The organism is Microbacterium paraoxydans, from assembly GCF_900105335.1.
Classification (GTDB): domain Bacteria; phylum Actinomycetota; class Actinomycetes; order Actinomycetales; family Microbacteriaceae; genus Microbacterium; species Microbacterium paraoxydans.
This window is the reverse complement of the sequence record NZ_LT629770.1, coordinates 2,455,608-2,473,688: the sequence shown is the minus strand read 5'-3', so window position 1 is coordinate 2,473,688 and position 18,081 is coordinate 2,455,608. Positions and strand designations below refer to the sequence as shown.

Here is an 18,081-nt window from a genome sequence, read left to right as displayed (position 1 = left end):
GTGCCGGGGTCGTGCAGACGGTCCCGGATCACCCGGGGGCGTCGGTCTCCGGAGGCTCGGTCGGCTCCGGAGTCGGCCCCGGCGTCGGAGTCGGATCCGGGGTCGGCGTCGGCTCGGGAGTCGGCGACGGCTTCGGCGCGGGAGTCGGCGTCGGCGCGGCATCCGCGGGCGTCGTGACCGTCACCACGGTGCGCACGGCCGAGTCGCCGTACTGGACGAGTCCGAGGTAGCGGGTGCCGGCGATGAGACCGCTCCAGCTCAGCTCGTAGCTCGTCTTCTCCCCGCGGACCGCGGCGATCGGGTTCGGCGTCGCGGTGAACGACCCCTCCCCGTCCGGCAGCACGGAGGCGTGGGTCATGTCCCACGTCATCGGCCCGGTGGTCGCGTACACGTTGGCGACGACGAGGTAGGTGCCCGCTGTCGGGGCGGGGATCGTCACCTGCTCGTCGGCCGAGCCCGTCGCCGACTGCCAGCGCTCGTAGTAGCGCAGGTCATCGGGGCTCACCACCCGGTAGACGGTGAGGTCGAGATCGCTGCCCTCGTCGTCGGACGAGTCGAGGTCGAACCGCGAGAGGGTGGCGCCCTCCGGCACGTCCACGATCCAGGACACGTCCTTGTTCGCGTCGCCCGACTTCTCGTTCCCGGAATGCCCCTCGACCGGGTTGTCCGGGTCGCTGAGGAGCTGGAACGGCGTGAGACCCGAGACGCCCAGCGCCAGATCACCGTCGAGGCCGGGGGTGATGTCCACCGTCGTGCTGCCGTCGACGCCGGTGCCGGTGACCTCGGCCGGGGCATCCGCCGTGACCGGGAACACCGCGATCGGCGAGCGCACCGTGTTCTTCTTGCTCGTCCAGGTGAGTGAACCCGTGGCCCACTGCTCGACCGGCGCGGTGGTGCTGTCGAACGTGACCGTGAAGGTCTTCGTCTGCCCCGGCTTGTCGAAGGAGAGCTGGGACGGCGTGACGGTGACGTTCACGCCGGGGACGGAGGCCTTCGCCGTGAACACGCCCTTCTCGGTCGAGGTGACCGAGCGGGTGACGGTCTGCGCGCTGGCCAGGGAGCCGATCGAGATCGATGCCTGGTTCAGATCGCTGCCGTCGATGGGGTCGATGCCGGGGAAGTCCGACAGCCCCTTCCCGTCGAGGAACGCCGCCCAGTCCTTGAAGCCGTTGAGGTAGAGCAGACCGGGGTTCAGGAACCGCGTCGCATCGACCTGTCCGGCTCCCTGCTCGAACGGGTTCGTGTTCTTCGAGCCGTCGGGGAGCACGGTGTCGGAGGCCGTCGTCATCAGGGCCGAACGGATCTCGCCCGGGGTCGCCCGCGGGTGCTCCCCGAGGTAGAGCGCGCCGAGGCCGGCGATGTGCGGGGAGGCCATCGACGTCCCGGAGAGGATGCCGAAGGTCGGGTCCTCACCCGGGGCGTTGTGCGTGGCGGCGAGGATCGCCACTCCCGGAGCGGCGATGTCCGGCTTGAGGACATCGGTGCCGTCGGCGAGGACCGGTCCGCGGCTCGAGAAGCCCGCGATCTGCGGGGTCGGCGTGGTCACACCGGTGGTGTTCTCGCCGACGAGGGTGATCGGCCGATCGACGCCGCCCTGCACGTAGGCGAGCACGGCCGCACGGTGCACGGCGTTCAGGTGCACCGTGGGCACGGCGTGGAAGTCGTTGTCGAGGGAGTCCGCACCACCGGGCACGTTCACCAGGACCATGCCGATGCCCCCGGCGTCCTTCACGACCTGCGACTTCTCCGCGCGGGCGTTGCCGCCGCGGTCGCAGACGACGATGTGTCCGGCGACCTTCGCCGGGTCGAGGGTGCCCGGCAGGCACAGCTGCGCATCCGCCGCACCGGACGCCGCGGCATCCACAGCGGCGATGGAGGGGCCGGAGACGCTCTCGCCGAACGGGACGGTCACCGAGGCGCCGGCCTGCTCGAAGCCGTCGAACTGCACGGTGCCCTCCCACGTGGGGATGGTGGAGGCGGCGACCGTGGTGTACCACGGCGAGGCGTGGTCGGCGGTGACCGGATCGGGGCCGTCGTTGCCCGCGCTGGTCGCGACGAAGACACCGGCGGCCGCGGCGTTGAGGAACGCCAGGTCCTCCGGAGCCATCACGGTGCTCGCGGCGCCGCCGCCGATCGAGTAGTTGATAACGTCGACGCCGTCTGCGACGGCCTGATCGATGGCGGCGACGAGGTCGCTCAGGGCGCAGATGTCATCCGTGGTCACGGTCGTGTCCGGCCCGACGTAGCAGGCCTTGTAGGCCGCGACCTTCGCCCCGGGGGCGACGCCGGAGACCGTTCCGAAGTCGACGCCCTCGATCTCGGCGTCCACTCCGAAGTTGCCTGCGGCGGTGCTCGCCGTGTGCGAGCCGTGACCGTCGCCGTCACGCGGGGAGAGGTAGTCGTACTGGAAGTCGAACCCGGCCGCCTGGGCTCCCGCGAAGAAGTACTGTCCGCCGATGAGCTTCGTCGAGTAGTCGCGCTCGTCCCAGTCCTGACCCTCGACCATCGCGCCGCGGAACTGTCCGCCGTCGGACTTGTCGAAGTAGACGTAGGTGCCGTCGGTGTACGGCTCCGTGCCCTTGTGCCGGCTGTTCTGCTTCTTCTGCTGCTTGAGCTTCTTGCCCTCGAACGAGGGGTGCTCGGGAGCGATGCCGGTGTCGATCACGCCGACCACGACGCCCTCGCCCGCCTTCTTCACGCCACCGGTCTGCTGCCACACCCCGCCACGCCCCTTGCGGTCGTCGCCGAGGCCGAGGTAGTCGGTGGAGGTCTGCGCATCGGGGTGACGGATCTCGTCGGGGTACACCCCGAGGACGTCCTTCGAGGCGCGGAGCTGGTCCACCTGCTCACCCGAGAGGTCGGCGCTGAAACCGTTGAGCACCACCTGGTAGGTCGTGTCCGGGGTGACGCCGACGTCGTTGATGAGGCTCTTCTGCTCCGACTCGAGGTGCTTGACGTAGCGCCGCGCGTCCTGCGACTGCGTCTCGAGCTGCTCGCCCTCGTCAGGCTTCGTCGCCTTCAGGCCCTTGACGTCGCCTTCGTAGCTGGCGAGGGGATCGGCCTTCATGATCACGATGTAGTGCCCGGGGGTCCCCGCGACCGGAACGGGGTGCGTCACCTCCCCGGTCGCTGCGTGGCCTGCGGTTGCCGTCGATGCGATGAACAGCGTCGCCAGGGTGGTGGCTGCTGCGATCCGAAGGGGTGTTCGACCCATATCTCGCTCCTGATGATCCGATGATCCCGATGCCGCGTCGTCGCCGCACCGCGGCTCACGATAGCCCCGCCTTCCGGCGCCGGATCGAGAACTGAACGATGGTCGCCCCCGATCGTGCCGATCGGTCAGGATGGACGGCGGCCGACTCTCCGAATGTCGCCAGTAGGCTGGAGACGTGGCCCGAACCTCCGTCCTGTCGACCAGAGTGCTGCTGATCTGCGCGGCGATCGGTGTCGCCACGGGCATCCTCGGCGGCATCGCCGGATGGGTCACTCCCCTCCTCCTGGCCAGCCCCCTGCTGTTCCTCTACGGGCTCGTGCTGGGCTCGCACGTGCTGCCGGGCATCATCGCGCAGGAGGTGCTGCGACTGCCGTTCGTGGCGCTCATCACGCACGTGTTCGCGGCGCTCATCGCGAGCGCCTTCAACCCGGCGTGGTCGCTGCGGTTCATCGGCACGGCGCTGCTCTTCGGCCTCATCCAGGAGGGTGTCGCCGCCCTCACCCGCTATCGCTCCTGGGGCGCCTGGCGGTTCTTCGTCTCGGCGGTCGTGATCGGCGTCGTCGTGGCGGTGGCGGTGTTCTTCGCGGCGAACCTCGCGGTCATGCCGCTGTGGGCCCAGCTGCTGTACCTGACGATCTCCGTGCTCGGTCCGGTGGCCTGGACGGCGATCGGCCTCGCCATCGGTTCGGCGCTGCGCACCGCCGGGGTCGCGCGCCGCTGATCGCGCACGGGCCCACTGGCAGCACAGGTAAGGCTCAGCTAAGTTAGAGGCACACCCTCCGTCGAACCAGGGACGTGCCGTGCGCCCATCCGCACCCCTCCTCCGCGTGCGCGAGCTGACCCTCACCCACGCGGACGCCGTGCACCCGTCGCCCCGTGACGTGACCTTCGACATCGATCCCGGCGAGGTCGTGCTGCTGCTCGGCCCGTCCGGTTCCGGGAAGTCGACGCTCACGCTCGCCCTCAACGGCCTCATCCCGCACGCGCTCCCCACGACGATGACCGGCACGGTCGAGGCCGGAGGTATCGACACCACCACCGCGCACACCGCGACGCTCAGCACGCACGTCGCCATGGTCTTCCAGGATCCGGACGCGCAGATCGTCACGGGGACGGTGTACGACGAGGTGGCCTTCGGCCCGGAGAACCTCCTGCTCCCGGTGGAGGCCGTGCGCGCCCGCGTGGAGGAGGCGTTGCGGCGCGTCGGCTTGTGGGAGCGCCGCGACGACAACCCCGACCACCTGTCCGGCGGCGGGCGGCAGCGTCTCGCCATCGCCTGCGCCCTCGCGATGGGCTCTCCTCTCATCGTGCTGGACGAGCCGACCGCGAACCTCGACCCGCAGGGGATCGACGACGTGTACGCGGCGCTGACCGAGGTCGTGGCCGCCGGAGACCGGGCCATCCTCCTCGTCGAGCACAACCTCGATGCGGCGATGCGCTTCGTCACGCGCACCATCGTGCTCGACCGCGAGGGTCGGGTGGTCTTCGACGGTCCGGCGGCCGAGACCATCCGCGCGCACGCCGACGAGCTCCTGGCGATGGGGGTCTGGCTGCCCGCCGCGACGCTCGCCGCGCTCCGCCTCCGCGACCGGGGCGTCGTCCTCGATCCGCTGCCGCTGACGCCGGAGGCGCTGGCCGCCGCGCTTCCTCCCGGCCCCGGCGCCGCCTCCTCGATGCCGGTCGGCGATCCTCGCCCCGCCGGACCGGAGCCGATCATCCGGGCCCGCGGCCTCACCGTCGCGCGGCGCCGCACCGAGATCCTGCACGGGGTCGACCTCGACATCGCCGCCGGGAGCCTCACCGCGATCGTCGGGGCGAACGGGGCGGGCAAGACGACGCTGATCCAGGCTCTCGCCGGAGTCGTGCCGCCGCCGAGGGGTCGAGTCTCCGCCGACGGCATCGATCCAGGGACGGCCTCCCCTCGGGAGCTCGCGGCCCGCATCGGCTTCGTGTTCCAGAACCCGGAGCACCAGTTCATCGCCGCCACCGTGTTCGACGAGCTCGCCCACGGTCTCCGCCTGCGCCACGTGCCGGACGACGAGGTCCGCACGCGTGTGGCGGAGATGCTGGAGCGGTTCGGGCTGTCGCATAAGGCCGGGGTGCACCCGTTCCTCCTCTCCGGCGGTGAGAAGCGACGGCTCTCGGTCGGCACCGCCCTCATCAGCCGTCCCCGTGTCCTCGCCCTCGACGAGCCCACCTTCGGGCAGGACCGCGCCAGGGCGGCCGAGCTCCTGGCGCTGCTGGAGAGCCTCCGGGCGGACGGCACGACCGTGGTCATCGTCACTCACGACCTGCAGCTCGTCGCCGAGCACGCCACCGACACGGTCGTCCTCGCCGACGGGCGGGTCCGGGCCGCCGGTCCGACGGCGGAGCTGTTCGCCGATCCCGCGATCCTCCCCTCCGCGGGCTTGCGCGTCCCCGCCTTGCAGCGCGTGCTCACCGCGGCCGGGTGGGAGGTGTCGCCATGACGATGACCACGCTCGATCCGTATGCGCCGCTCACGGCCACGTCGCGGCGGCAGTTCCTCTACGGCCTCAACCCGCTGGCGAAGGTCGCCGGCTTCGCCCCCGCGATACTGCTCCTCGTCTTCGTGCGGGATCTGGCCACCCCCGCTGCCTTCCTCGTGCTCGCCTACGTCCTCATCCTCGTCGGGGCGCGGGTGACGGGGCGCCTCCTCGCGCTGCTCCTGCTCGGTCTGCCCGTGGGCATGGTCGCGATCGGCGTCGGCTTCTCGCTGTGGGTCGACGCGGCCCTGGTCGCCGACACCACCTCCGTCGTGACGATCGGTGACTGGACCCTCTACGACGGCGCCCTCCTCATCGGGTTCGCCACGGCGCTCCGACTCGGATCGATCGTCGCGCTCGCGCTCGTCGGCGGCCTCACCACCAGCGGTTCCGACCTCGTGCGTGCGAGCGTGCAGCAGCTGCGCGTGCCGTACCGCATCGGGTACACGGCCCTGGCCGCCTTCCGCTTCGTGCCCCGGTTCGGGCACGAGCTCGCCGTCATCCGCGCCGCGCACCGGGTGCGCGGTTACCACGGCGGCCGCGGCCCCTTCGCACGGATCGCCCGCGGCTGGGGGTGCATCGTCCCCCTGCTCGCGGGTGCCATCCGGCATGCGGAGCGCGTCGCCCTCGCGATGGACTCCCGGGCGTTCGGTGCGCATCCGACGCGGACCGAGCGGCACCTCGTGCCGTTCCGCACGAGGGACACCGTCTTCACCGTGGTCATGCTCGCCGTGTCGGCCGCGATCTTCGTCGTGTTCTTCCCCTGGCAGCTCCCCTGAAAGGCGCCCGCATGGCATTCAGCAAGATGGTCAAGCCGGAGACGGCCGAGCTCCTGCACCTCACCGTGCTCCGTACCGAACGGCTCGCGCCGCACTGGGTGCGGGTGACCCTGGGCGGCGGCGAGATCGACCGCTTCCGTCCGATGGGCTACGACCAATGGTTCCGGCTGTTCCTGCCGATCGGCGGGGAGGCCGGACTGGAGCGCGTGCCCGCCAAGGCCAACCGGATGTTCGGGTATCTGAAGTTCCTCCGCATCCCCGACGGCGAGCGCCCCGTGATGCGCAACTACACCGTGCGCGCGTACCGCCCGGCCACGCCCGAGACCGGCGCCGAGCTCGACGTCGACTTCGTGCTGCACGGCTCGGCGGCCGACGGCACCGCCGGTCCGGCCTCCCGATGGGCGGAGACCTGCGCCCCCGGCGAGCACGTCCTCATCATCGACGAGGGCCTGACATTCAACCCCGAGCGGGGCACCGACCGGGTGGTGCTCGTGGGCGACGAGACCGCCCTCCCCGCGATCGCGTCGATCAGCGCCTCCCTGCCGGCCGACGCCGCGGGCACGGCGATCATCGAGGTCCCGTCCGCGGAGGACGCCCTGGAGTTCGCGCATCCGTCGGGGCTCGACGTGGTGTGGATCGTGCGGCCTCACGAGATCCCGCCCGGGGTTCTCGCCCTGGACGCCCTCGCTCGCACCGCTCTGCCCGATGCTCCGTTCCACGCGTACGCGGCCGGCGAGCAGGCCCTGGCCTCCGGCGTCCGCAAGCAGCTCGTCGGCGAGCGCGGCGTCGACAAGAACGCCGTCAGCTTCTGCGGCTACTGGAAGATCGGCGCCGCCTCCCCCGCCTCGAAGGCCGCCCGCGAGGCCGCCGCCGAGCCTCTCGCCTGAGCCCGGGCACAAGTTCGGAGCCACAGCACGACACGCCGGGGCGGACGAGGCCGCCCCGGCGTGTCGTCGGGGATCTCCGAAGCTGTGCCTGGAGACCTCAGCGCTTGCCGGCGATCTGACGCCCGACGATCTCGCGCATGATCTCGTTCGTGCCGCCGTAGATGCGGTGCACACGGGCGTCGAGGAAGGCGCGGGCGATGGGGTACTCCGTGATGTAGCCGTAGCCACCGTGGAGCTGGACGCCGGCGTCGAGCACCTCCCACTCACGCTCGGTGGCCCAGAACTTGACCTTCGCGGCCTCTTCGGCCGAGAGCCTGCCGTCCTTGTAGGCCAGCAGCGCGCGGTCGATGAAGGCCCACAGCGCGTCGACCGTGGCGGACATGTCGGCGATGGTGAAGCGGCTGTTCTGGAAGTCGATGATGCGCTCCCCGAAGGCCTCGCGGTCCTTGGTGTACGCGACGGTCCAGTCGAACGCGGCCTGCGCGGCGGCGGCTCCGGCCACGCCGATCGAGAGGCGCTCGAGCGGGAGGTTCATCATGAGCTGGATGAAGCCCTTGCCCTCGACGCCGCCGATGAGGTTCTCCTCGGGAACGAACACGTCGCTGAACGACAGCTCGGCGGTGTCGTGGCCGTGGAAGCCCATCTTCGAGAGCTTCTTGCCGTTGTCGAACCCCTCCATGCCCTTCTCGATGAGGACGAGGCTGAACGCGTCGGGCCGGTTGCCCTCGCCCGTCTTGACGAAGGTCACGACGAGGTCGGCGGTCGCCCCCGACGAGATGAACGTCTTGGCGCCGTTGACGAGGTAGCCGCCGTCGACCTTCTTCGCCGTGGTCTTGATGCCGCGCAGGTCGGAGCCCGCACCGGGCTCGGTCATCGCGAGCGCGCCGACGACCTCGCCGGTGGCCATGCGGGGCAGCCACTTCTCCTTCTGCTCCTGCGTGCCCATGTGCACGAGGTACGGCACGGCCAGGTCGTCCTGGATGCCGAAGGCCCCGGCGAGCGAGCCCGCTCCGGCCGCGATGACCTCTTCGTTCACGATCGCGCGGAAGCGGTAGTCCTGCAGCATCCCGGCGCCGCCGAACTCCTCGGGCACGGAGAGCCCGATGATGCCCGCCTCACCGGCGGCGCGCATCGTGGCGCGGTCCACCTCGCCGGCGGCGTCCCACTTCTCGATCGCCTCGTGCGTGACGTGGCGCTTGACGAAATCCTTGACGAGGTCGCGGAAGGCCTCGTGATCCTCTTCGTAGATGTCGCGTTCCATGCCGTCCTCCCGAACGTGTCGTGCGTCGTTGCTCCGGCGAGTCTACGGCGGGAACACGGGGCAGGACAGGCGATTGTGAGAATGCATCCCATCCCGGGTGGGACTGGGTACCGCGTTTGTGGGATGCCTCAGAGCACGCCGGGCGACACCGCGGACGCGCCGCTCAGTGCTCGTAGTCGGGAGCGGCGGGCAGGCCGAAGAACTCCTCGAGGGTGTGGAAGCCGCCCTCGTGATACGCCGCCGCGAGCTCCGTGCCGACGTAGCGCAGGTGCCAGGGCTCCGGCGCGTATCCGGTGACGGGGGTGCCGACCTGCTCGTAGCGCACGATGAACCCGTACTCCCAGGCGTGCGCGGCCACCCATTCGCTCTGCCGCGTCGCCCCGAAGCCGTCGAGACCGCCGCACCCGGCATCGCAGGCCACGACGTCGAGGGCGAGACCGGTCTGATGCTCGCTGTGACCCGGCCGCGCCGAGCCGGCGTCCGCGTCGGCCTGCCCCTGGTCCCGCACGTGCGCGCCGTAGGTCGCGACCTGCAGCCCATAGGACCGGTAGCCGTTGTTCGCGCCGAGGCGGCCGACGCCCGCAGCCTCGGCGGCCTCCGCCATGCGCCCGGCCGCGTCGGCGACCTCCGCGCGCACGCGGCCCGACGGCGTCGTCATCTGCAGCGGCACCTGGCCCAGCCCCTCGGGCTCGTAGGCGGCGGGGTCGAGCGGACGCCCCTTGTTGACCACCACCCAGATCCGGGCGGGATCGCTGAGCGAGACGCAGGGCGCGTTCCCGGCGACCACCGCCTCACGGAAGCGCGCTCCGCCGCCGAACCCCGCGATGGTGGCGGCGTCGTCCCCCGCCGCGATCGCCTCCTGCACCCCGGGGTCGGCGCAAGGGTCCGCCGCCGGCGTCGCCGCGTTCTGCACCGACGGCACCTGCATCACCGCGACGGGGCGCGGGAGGGGCTCTGACGCCACGGGGGTCGCGGCCGCCCCGGTGAGGGAGAGCACCACGCCGAGCGCGGTCACCGCCAGCCCGACCGGGAGGGCGGGTCCGAGGATCGGGGAGCGCGGCGCCGCATGCTGAGCGTACGGCGAGGAGGGCATGGGTCCATTCTTCCATTCGAACATTGATGCCACACTCGCTTGACTTCAATTCGATTCTTTGTTCGACTAGGACGATGCGGTGGCAGGGACAGAAGCTCGCGGACAGCGACGAGGCGGCGCTGCCCGGTCTCGAGAACCGGTCCAGCGTCCTCCGCACGGTGACGACGCCCGAGTTCGCCGGGATGACGTTCCACGAAGTGCTGTCGAAGTCCGCCCTCAACCACGTCCCCGGGGCGTCGCGCATGCCCTTCGCCTGGACGATCAACCCCTACCGCGGCTGCTCCCACGCCTGCACCTACTGCTTCGCACGGGGCACGCACGAGTACCTCGACCTCGACGGCGGCGCCGACTTCGACACCCAGATCGTCGTCAAGGTCAACGTCGTGGAGGTGCTCGAACGGGAGCTGCGCCGCGGGAGCTGGCAGCACGAGACGGTCGCTCTCGGCACGAACACCGACCCGTATCAGCGGGCCGAAGGGCGCTACGCCCTCATGCCCGGCATCATCGAGGCGCTCGCGGCGTCGGGCACTCCGATGTCGATCCTCACGAAGGGCACGCTGATCCGCCGCGACATCCCGCTGCTGAAGAAGGCAGCGCAGCGCGTGCCGGTCGACGTGCAGATGTCGATCGCGATGTACGACGACGCGCTGCAGAAGGCGATCGAGCCCGGCGCTCCGACCACGCAGGCCCGCCTCGACACGGTGCGCGCCCTCGCCGACGCCGGGTTCCCGGTGACGGTGTTCCTCATGCCGATCATGCCGCACCTCACCGACTCCCTCGCCGCGATCGACGACGCCCTGCGCCGCATCAAGGCCGCCGGAGCGCGGAGCGTGATCTACGGAGCCCTGCACCTGCGTCCGGGCGTCAAGCCGTGGTTCTTCCAGTGGCTCGGCGAGAACCGTCCCGACCTCGTGTCGTCGTACCGGGGGCTCTATCCCGGAGCGTCCGTCGAGGCGCCGAAGCCGTATCGGCAGTGGCTCGCCAAGCGCGCTCGTCCCCTCATCCGGATGCACGGACTCGACGGCCGGCACGAGGACGACTATCCGCGGCGCGGGTTCCGCCCGGGCCAAGGCCACGTGCAGACGGAGACGCCGGCGGCGGGGCCGGTGATGTTCACCCCGAGCGGCCGCGCCGCCGCGTCCCCTCCCCAGCCGATGCTGTTCTGAGTCGGTCACGGAGGGGGTGCTTCGCCGCGTAGGCTCGAGGATCATGGCGATCGGTTCGACAGTCCACACGTTCGAGATGCAGCTGGCCGACACCGATCGCGGGGTCTACGAGGACGTCTCGCTCCGCGCCGCCCGGCATCCCTCCGAGACCGACGCGTACATGCTCACCCGGGTGCTCGCGTACGGGCTCGAGTTCGCGGAGGGCATCGCGTTCGGCGGCAGCGTCTCCGACACCGAGGAGCCCGCCGTGCTCGTGCGCGACCTCACGGGCCGGGTGACCGTCTGGATCGAGGTGGGCGCTCCCGATGCCGCGCGGTTGCACCATGCCTCCCGCCTCGCGGACCGGACGGTGGTCTACACGCACCGCGATCCGGCCAAGGTCATGGCGCCGTGGGCCGACAAGCGCATCCACCGGGCCGAGGACATCCGGGTCTACAGCTTCGATCCCGGGTTCGTCGACACCGCCACGCCTCACCTCGCCCGCCGCAACACCCTGACCCTCACGGTCACCGAGGGCGTCCTCTACCTCGACCTCAACGGCACCGCCCTCACGACATCCCTCCACGAGCACACCCTCCCCTGACCCCGGTGCAGAGTGCGACAAGGCCCCGGAGACCGAAGTCTCCGGGGCCTTTCTGATCCCGAATGCGTCAGGAAGTGAGCTCGGCGGCGGACGGCACGCGCCCGGCGATCTCCTCGATCACGTCGTCGTCCAGGCGGGCCTGCTCGAACGGGGCCTCGATCTCGGCGCGACCGAGCAGCTCGGTCATCCGGCGCTGGCGCTGTCGCGTGATGAGCGTGACGACCCGGCCCGAGCGCCCCGCGCGACCCGTGCGACCGGAGCGGTGCAGGTACGTCTTGTACTCGTCCGGCGCGTCGGCCTGGACCACGAGGTCGATGTCGTCCACGTGGATGCCCCGCGCGGCCACATCGGTGGCGACGAGGACGTTCACCCGACCCGAGGTCAGCTTCTCCAGGTTCCGCGTGCGCTTGGCCTGGTTGAGATCGCCGTGCAGCGAGACGGCCGGGATCCCCGCGTCGTCGAACTGGTCGGCCAGCATCTCGGCGTAGGCGCGAGTACGGGCGAAGACCAGCGTCTTGCCCTCGCGGTCGACGAGCGACGTGAGGATGTCCGCCTTGTCGCGGTGCTCGATGACGAGGACCCGGTGCTCGATGGTGCTGGAGCCCTGGTCTTCGCCCGCGACCTCGAACACGGCGGGGTCGACGAGGAACTCGTCCACCAGCGCCGCGACCTCGCGGTCGAGGGTCGCGGAGAACAGGAGCTTCTGGCTGCCCTCGGCCGTGCGGCGGAGGATGCGCTGCACGGGCTCGACGAATCCGAGCTCGCACATGTGGTCGGCCTCGTCGAGCACCGCGATCCGGCAGTCCGACAGGTCGAGCTTGCCCTGGTTCATCAGGTCCTCGATACGGCCCGGGGTGCCGATGACGATGTCGACGCCCTTCTTCAGCGCGCCCACCTGGCGGCCCTGGGGCACCCCGCCGTAGATCTGCGTCGTGAAGAGGCCGACGCTGCGGGCGATCGGCTGGATGGTCCGGTCGATCTGCAGCGCGAGCTCGCGCGTGGGGGCGAGGATGATCGCGCGCGGCGCCCGTCCGAACTCGCGGCGCTTGCCCGCCTGCGACTGCAGCACCCGCTCGACGAGCGGCGCCCCGAAGGCGATGGTCTTGCCGGAGCCGGTGCGTCCGCGGGCGAGTACGTCGCGCCCCTCGAGGACGGCGGGGATGCTCGCCGCCTGGATCGGGAACGGCGTCGCGGCGCCCATGTTGTTCAGGGTCTCGGTGATGTTGGAGCCCAGGCCGAGGTCGGCGAACGTGACGCCCTCGACCTCGACGGCCTGCACGGCCTGTGCCTCGAGGCGCTCGTGGACGACGTCGTCGGCCTGCTCGAACGCCGCCTTCGGCTTCGCGTTCCAGTCGCTCCGGGTCGGACGCTCGTCGCGACGAGGGCGCTCGTCCCGACGGGGCCGCTCGGTGCGGTAGGCCCCTCCGGTCGACGGCCGCTCGCGTCCGCCCTCGAAGGAGCGCTGCGTGCGGTCGCGGTCGAACGCGCGGCGCGCACGGGCGGCGTCGTACGAACGCTCGCCTCCCCGGTCCCCCGCACGGTCGCGATCGTCGCGGCGAGGACGCTCGTCGCGGTCGAAGCGGGGACGCTCGGTCCGGCGGTCATCGAAGCGCGGGCGGTCGTCGCGGTCGAAGCGCGGGCGCTCCGTCCGACGGTCGTCGAAGCGCGGACGTCCGCCGTCGCGGTGGTCGTTGTCGCGGAACCCCTGTCGCTGCGAGCCGCCGCGGTCGTCGCGCCGCGGACGGTCGTCGAACCGTCCAGCGCCGGACCGGTCGTTGTACCGCGGACGCTCGGCGCGGTCGTCGAACCGGCCGCCACCGGCGCGGTCGTCGCGGCGGTGCGGGGCCTCGCGACGCCCGGACTCCGCACGGGTGCGGATGCTGCGGGCCTCGTCGCGACCGGCGCGCTCCTGGGAGCTCCAGCGGCGCTTCGGAGCACCGGACTCGGTCTCCTCCGGGCGGTAGCCGCGGTGCCCGGGGCTGCGGCTGCCGGGGCGACGGTCGTACCCGCCGGCCGCGCGACCCTCGCGGTCGTCGCGCGCGGGACGCTCGTCACGAGCCGTGTCCCGACCGCCGGCCGGACGGTGACGGTCGTGGAACGAGGTCTTCTTGGCGCCGTAGCGCGGCTCGAAGTTCGCAGCGGCGCGACCGCCGCGGGGCTTCTTGTTCTTGGGCATTCGGGTGTCCTTCTTGCGTTCTCGCACGAGAACAGCGCTGCGCGCACGCGCGAGCACTCCGATCCAGCGGAGTCCGGACGATCTGCGGCCGGGGCCATTCCTGTGATGGTTGATTCGCGTCGATCGACGCGCACCATCGGCCCCTGGACTCACACTTCACACACTGAAAAACGTCCGCGCCCTGCGCGGGTGTCCGAAGCCGACCGTCTCAGTCTACCCGGCATCCCTGGGAGACCCCCGCACTCCGGCGGCCTGCGGCACTACGATGTCGAGGTGAACTCCGTCTCTCCCACCGGCACCCAGGTGCACCTCCGCCTCGGCGACGTGACCGCGCAGATCGCCCAGGTCGGCGCCTCGCTGCGTGCCCTCCGGATCGGCGAGGTCGATCTCGTGTCGCCCTACCCGCTCGACATCCCGACCCCCTCCTGCTCCGGAGTGGTGCTGACGCCGTGGCCCAACCGGGTGCGCGACGGCCGCTGGGACGACGAGGGCACAGTCCGTCAGCTCGCCGTCACCGAGCCCAAGACGAACAACGCCAGTCACGGCCTGCTGCGCTTCACCGCCTATACGGTCGAGCAGACCGAGGGCGCCGCGACCCTGCGCGCGACCGTCTTCCCGCAGACCGGGTACCCGTACCTGATCGAGACGTCCGTCGCGTACGTCCTGACCGCGGACGGGATCGACGTGACGCACACGCTCACGAACTGGTCCGACTCCGCGGCGCCGGTCGCGCTCGGCACGCACCCGTTCCCGACGATCGGCGACGTCGATCCGCACGACCTCGTCCTCCGCGTCCCCGCCCGCACCGCCTTCGCGACGGACGACCGGATGCTGCCGGTCGGCACCCGTCCGGCCGAGTCCGCCCTGCGAGAGGGCGTCCGCGTCGGCGACATCGCGCTCGACACCGGCTTCACCGACCTCGAACGCGACGCCGACGGCCGGGTGCGGCACACGCTGACCGCTCCCGACGGCCGCGCGATCACCCTCTGGCAGGGCGAGGGCTTCGACTTCGTGCAGGTGTACACGGCCACGAACTACCCCGATACCCCGCTCGCGGTCGCGATCGAGCCGATGACCGCGCCGGCCGACGCGTTCAACAGCGGCCGGGGCCTGCGCCGTCTCGCTCCCGGCGAGACCTGGACCCTGGAGTGGGGCCTCACCTTCGCCTGACCGCGGTTCACAACTCCGGAGAACCGACGCCGAAAGGCCCCGATCCTCGTCCTACGGACGGGACCGGGGCCTTTCTCCTGAGTTGTGAACGCGCGGCTACTCGCCGTGGTTCTCGCGCAGCTCGCGCCGGCTGACCGGCGTGCCGTCCGTGTGCACGGGGACCGGGGCGCCATCGTCGTGCGGCTCGCCCTTCCGCGCGCGACGGCGCTCCCGCGCCCCCTCGACGAGGTTGTACAGGGTCGGCAGCACGATGAGCGTCAGCACGGTCGAGGAGACGAGCCCGCCGATCACCACGATCGCCAGCGGCTGCGAGATGAATCCGCCGTGCCCGGTGATCCCGAGCGCCATCGGGGTGAGGGCGAGGATCGTGGCGAGCGCGGTCATGAGGATCGGACGCAGACGCTTCTCCCCTCCCGCCATCACCGCCTCCGCGGTCGACAGCCCCTTCTCCCGGTACTGGTTGACGAGGTCGACGAGCACGATCGCGTTCGTCACCACGATGCCGATGAGCATCAGCACGCCGATCAGCGAGGCCACGCCGAGCGGCACGCCCGTGATGATCTGCAGCAGGATGGCGCCGGTCGCCGCGAACGGCACCGAGATCAGCAGCAGCAGCGGCTGACGCAGCGACTTGAACGTCGCCACCATCACCACGTACACGATGAGGATCGCGGCGAGCATGGCCAGGCCGAGCTGCGCGAACGAATCGGCCTGCTGCGAGGCGACGCCGCCGACCTCGGCCGAGGCGCCGTCCGGCAGGTCCGCCGCGGCGAGCGCCTCGGTGACCGACTGGGTGGCGACCGCGAGGTTGTCCGAGGCGGGCGGCACGGTGACGGTCGCGGTGCGCCGTCCCTGCTCGGTGGTGATCGAGGTCGGACCGTTGCGCTGCTCGACGGTCGCGATGTCCTGCAGCGGCACGATGCCCGCCGCGGTGGGGATCGCGAGCTGCTGGAGGGCGGCGACGGTCGTCGGCGGCTCGGGGTTGACGAGGTACACGGTGAGCGCGGTGTCGTCGATCTCGACCGAGCCGATCTGCTGCGGACGCATCGTGTTCGACACGATCGATCCGACGGCGACCTCGGACAGCCCGACCCGGGCGGCGGCCTCGCGGTCCACGACCACGGCGATGTACGGCAGCGCCTCGGCGAGGTTGTCCGTGACCTGCCCGATGCCCTCGCGACCGTCGAGCTCGTCCACCACGGCGGAGGTGGCGGTGGCGAGGTCGTCACCGCTCGCGGCCGACACGGTGATCTCGATGTCGCTGGAGCCGAAGCCGGCGGAGGCCGCGACGGTGACCTCGCCGACCTCGTCGCCGAGACCGTCGATCGCGTCCTGCACCTCGGCGCGCAGCTTCTCCTGGTCGGCGTCGCCGTCGGTGAGCACGGAGTAGGTGATGCCCGCACCGCCGGAGAACGCGTCGCGCAGCGCGGAGCCGCTCGACCCGATAGAGGCCTGCACGTGCTCGATGCCGTCGATGTCGAGGAGGGCCTCCTCGACGGGGACGGCGGCGTCGGACTTCGCCTGCAGGCTCGCCGTCGGACCGAGGTCCTGCGTCACGGTCATGGTGTTCTGACCGGAGTCGCTGAGGAAGTTCACCTTCATCAGCGGGGCGGCGGCGAGCGTCCCGGCGAGGACCACCACCGCGAGCGCGACCGTGATGCCCGAGTGCTTCAGCGTCCAGCCGAGGATGGGGCGGTAGCCGCGCTGCAGCCTCGTCGGCGGGGCGGCCGGGTCCTCCGGGTCGATCGCGTTCCCCTGGTCGTCGAGGAGCGGCTTGCCGGGCTTGAGGAACCAGTACGCGAGCACCGGGACGATCGTCAGCGCCACGAAGAGCGACGCGACCATGGCGATCGTGACGGTCATCGCGAACGGACGGAACAGCTCGCCCACCATGTCGCCGACGAACACGATCGGCAGGAACACCGCCACCGTCGTGATGGTCGAGGCGGTGATGGCGGCGGCGACCTCGCGCACGGCGAGACGGATCGCATCGCCCTTGTCCGCGTCGCCCACGTAGTGGCGCTTGATGTTCTCGATCACCACGATGGAGTCGTCGACCACGCGGCCGATCGCGATCGTGAGCGCCCCGAGGGTCAGCACGTTGAGGGAGTAGCCGAAGGCCTGCAGCCCGATGAAGGTGATGAGGACCGAGGTCGGGATCGAGATCGCGGTGACCAGGGTCGAGCGCACCGACATGAGGAACACGAGGATCACGAGCACGGCCATCACGAGGCCGAGCAGACCCTCCGTGGCGAGGGTGTCGATGGACTGCACGATGAACGGCGCCTGGTCGAACACGACCGTGAACTCGGCGTCCGGGAGCGCCTCCCCGATCTCGTCGAGGGCCGCGATGACCCCCTGCGACACCTCGACCGTGTTGGCGGCGGGGAGCTTCGTGATGGAGATCGACAGGGCGTCCTCGCCGTCGACCCGGGAGATCGAGGTCACCGGGTCGGACACCTGCTCCACCGTCGCGACGTCGCCGATGGTGACCGCGGTGCCGACGAGCGGCAGGGCGGCGACCTCGTCGACGGAGGTGATCTTCGCTCCGGTCTGCACCGTGAGGGTCTCGCCGTCCTCGGTGATCTCGCCGCCGGGGAAGAGCGTGCCGTTCTGCTGGAGTGCCGTGCTGATCGCCTCGCTGCTCTGTCCCGCGGCGGCGAGCTTCGCGAGGTCGGGGGTGATGGTGATGCGCTGTCCGACGCCGCCGACGATCTCGGCCGCGTTCACCCCGTCGACGTCCTCCAGATCGGGGATCGCGACGCTCTCGAGCTGGGCCTGGGCGTTGTCCGCGTCCTCGAAGCCGGTGACCGCGACTTGGATCACCGGGAAGTCGTCGATCGACACCGAGAGCACCTGCGGCGTGACGTCCTCCGGGAGCTGGGAGGAGATCCGGTTGATCGCCTGCTGGATCTTCTGCTCTGCGGTCGCGAGGTTCGTGCCGTACGAGAACATCGCCTGCACGATGGACGCATTGGTCGTGCTCGTCGCGGTGGTCGACTCCAGGTCGGGCACCCCCTGGATGGCCGACTCGATCGGCGTCGAGACGTCGTTCTCGACCACCTCGGGTGAGGCGCCGGGGTAGGTGGTCATGACCACGAGCGCCGGCAGCTCGAGCGACGGGATGAGTTCCTGCTTGAGGTTGGTCAACGCGAGCCCGCCGAACACCGCGGCGACGATCGTCACGAGCGCGATGAGGGCGCGGTTCTTCAGGCTGAGGATGGCGAGTTTCGACAAGGCGGGGTCCT

12 protein-coding genes are annotated in these 18,081 nt (G+C 71.0%); 7 read left to right on the top strand and 5 right to left on the bottom strand.

The genetic code is table 11. The features are described from left to right. Window positions 1–28 precede the first annotated feature (28 nt). Entirely contained in the window at window positions 29–3,214 is a 3,186-nt protein-coding gene (locus BLU02_RS12170; RefSeq protein WP_060923063.1) for a S8 family peptidase, read from the bottom strand. 175 nt (window positions 3,215–3,389) lie between these two features. Here BLU02_RS12170 and BLU02_RS12165 point away from each other — a divergent pair, with 175 nt between their 5' ends. The 4 genes from BLU02_RS12165 to BLU02_RS12150 all read left to right on the top strand — a co-directional run bounded on the left by BLU02_RS12165 (window position 3,390) and on the right by BLU02_RS12150 (window position 7,384). Beyond that, complete coding sequence (locus BLU02_RS12165) at window positions 3,390–3,935, top strand: ECF transporter S component (RefSeq protein ID WP_060923064.1); 546 nt, start codon at window positions 3,390–3,392, stop codon at window positions 3,933–3,935. A gap of 79 nt (window positions 3,936–4,014) precedes the next feature. After that, window positions 4,015–5,682 carry an ABC transporter ATP-binding protein gene (locus BLU02_RS12160; RefSeq protein ID WP_060923065.1) on the top strand — a complete coding sequence of 556 codons (1,668 nt, stop codon included), beginning with the start codon at window positions 4,015–4,017 and terminating at the stop codon, window positions 5,680–5,682. Continuing rightward, a complete protein-coding gene (locus tag BLU02_RS12155) occupies window positions 5,679–6,497 on the top strand; it encodes an energy-coupling factor transporter transmembrane component T (RefSeq protein WP_060923066.1) in 819 nt (272 codons plus the stop codon). Before BLU02_RS12160 ends, BLU02_RS12155 begins: the two co-directional genes overlap by 4 nt. An 11-nt stretch (window positions 6,498–6,508) precedes the next feature. Next, window positions 6,509–7,384, top strand: a complete 876-nt coding sequence (locus BLU02_RS12150) for a siderophore-interacting protein (RefSeq protein WP_060923067.1) — start codon at window positions 6,509–6,511, stop codon at window positions 7,382–7,384. A gap of 97 nt (window positions 7,385–7,481) precedes the next feature. Here BLU02_RS12150 and BLU02_RS12145 read toward each other — a convergent pair whose 3' ends face one another. Both BLU02_RS12145 and BLU02_RS12140 read right to left on the bottom strand, forming a co-directional pair. Beyond that, window positions 7,482–8,645 carry an acyl-CoA dehydrogenase family protein gene (locus BLU02_RS12145; RefSeq protein WP_060923068.1) on the bottom strand — a complete coding sequence of 388 codons (1,164 nt, stop codon included), beginning with the start codon at window positions 8,643–8,645 and terminating at the stop codon, window positions 7,482–7,484. Between the two features lie 163 nt (window positions 8,646–8,808). After that, complete coding sequence (locus BLU02_RS12140; protein WP_083370995.1) at window positions 8,809–9,738, bottom strand: M15 family metallopeptidase; 930 nt, start codon at window positions 9,736–9,738, stop codon at window positions 8,809–8,811. Window positions 9,739–9,812: 74 nt separating this feature from the next. Between BLU02_RS12140 and BLU02_RS12135 the strand changes: the two genes are divergently transcribed. Then, window positions 9,813–10,904 (top strand): Rv2578c family radical SAM protein, encoded by a 1,092-nt coding sequence (locus tag BLU02_RS12135; RefSeq protein ID WP_060923580.1) that lies wholly within the window; start codon window positions 9,813–9,815, stop codon window positions 10,902–10,904. Window positions 10,905–10,947: 43 nt separating this feature from the next. Beyond that, entirely contained in the window at window positions 10,948–11,487 is a 540-nt protein-coding gene (locus BLU02_RS12130) for a YaeQ family protein (protein WP_060923581.1), read from the top strand. Window positions 11,488–11,554: 67 nt separating this feature from the next. Here the strand turns inward: BLU02_RS12130 and BLU02_RS12125 are convergent, their stop codons facing one another. After that, a complete protein-coding gene (locus tag BLU02_RS12125; RefSeq protein WP_083370994.1) occupies window positions 11,555–13,663 on the bottom strand; it encodes a DEAD/DEAH box helicase in 2,109 nt (702 codons plus the stop codon). Window positions 13,664–13,936: 273 nt separating this feature from the next. Here BLU02_RS12125 and BLU02_RS12120 point away from each other — a divergent pair, with 273 nt between their 5' ends. Then, the gene (locus BLU02_RS12120; protein WP_060922313.1) at window positions 13,937–14,833 is read left to right on the top strand and encodes an aldose 1-epimerase family protein; all 897 of its coding nucleotides are present in this window, start codon (window positions 13,937–13,939) and stop codon (window positions 14,831–14,833) included. A gap of 96 nt (window positions 14,834–14,929) precedes the next feature. On the opposite strand, the gene BLU02_RS12115 is transcribed toward BLU02_RS12120, so the two are convergent. Continuing rightward, on the bottom strand, window positions 14,930–18,070 hold the full coding sequence (locus BLU02_RS12115; RefSeq protein WP_060922312.1) for an efflux RND transporter permease subunit: 3,141 nt from the start codon (window positions 18,068–18,070) through the stop codon (window positions 14,930–14,932). Between the last annotated feature and the right edge of the window lie 11 nt (window positions 18,071–18,081).

Excerpts from the sequence above, each read along its gene's own strand:
- BLU02_RS12125 (WP_083370994.1), bottom strand. The coding sequence starts at position 13,663 with ATGCCCAAGAACAAGAAGCCCCGCGGCGGTCGCGCCGCTGCGAACTTC.
- BLU02_RS12135 (WP_060923580.1), top strand. The coding sequence starts at position 9,813 with ATGCGGTGGCAGGGACAGAAGCTCGCGGACAGCGACGAGGCGGCGCTG.
- BLU02_RS12155 (WP_060923066.1), top strand. The coding sequence starts at position 5,679 with ATGACGATGACCACGCTCGATCCGTATGCGCCGCTCACGGCCACGTCG.
- BLU02_RS12170 (WP_060923063.1), bottom strand. The coding sequence starts at position 3,214 with ATGGGTCGAACACCCCTTCGGATCGCAGCAGCCACCACCCTGGCGACG.
- BLU02_RS12140 (WP_083370995.1), bottom strand. The coding sequence starts at position 9,738 with ATGCCCTCCTCGCCGTACGCTCAGCATGCGGCGCCGCGCTCCCCGATC.
- BLU02_RS12150 (WP_060923067.1), top strand. The coding sequence starts at position 6,509 with ATGGCATTCAGCAAGATGGTCAAGCCGGAGACGGCCGAGCTCCTGCAC.
- BLU02_RS12145 (WP_060923068.1), bottom strand. The coding sequence starts at position 8,645 with ATGGAACGCGACATCTACGAAGAGGATCACGAGGCCTTCCGCGACCTC.
- BLU02_RS12130 (WP_060923581.1), top strand. The coding sequence starts at position 10,948 with ATGGCGATCGGTTCGACAGTCCACACGTTCGAGATGCAGCTGGCCGAC.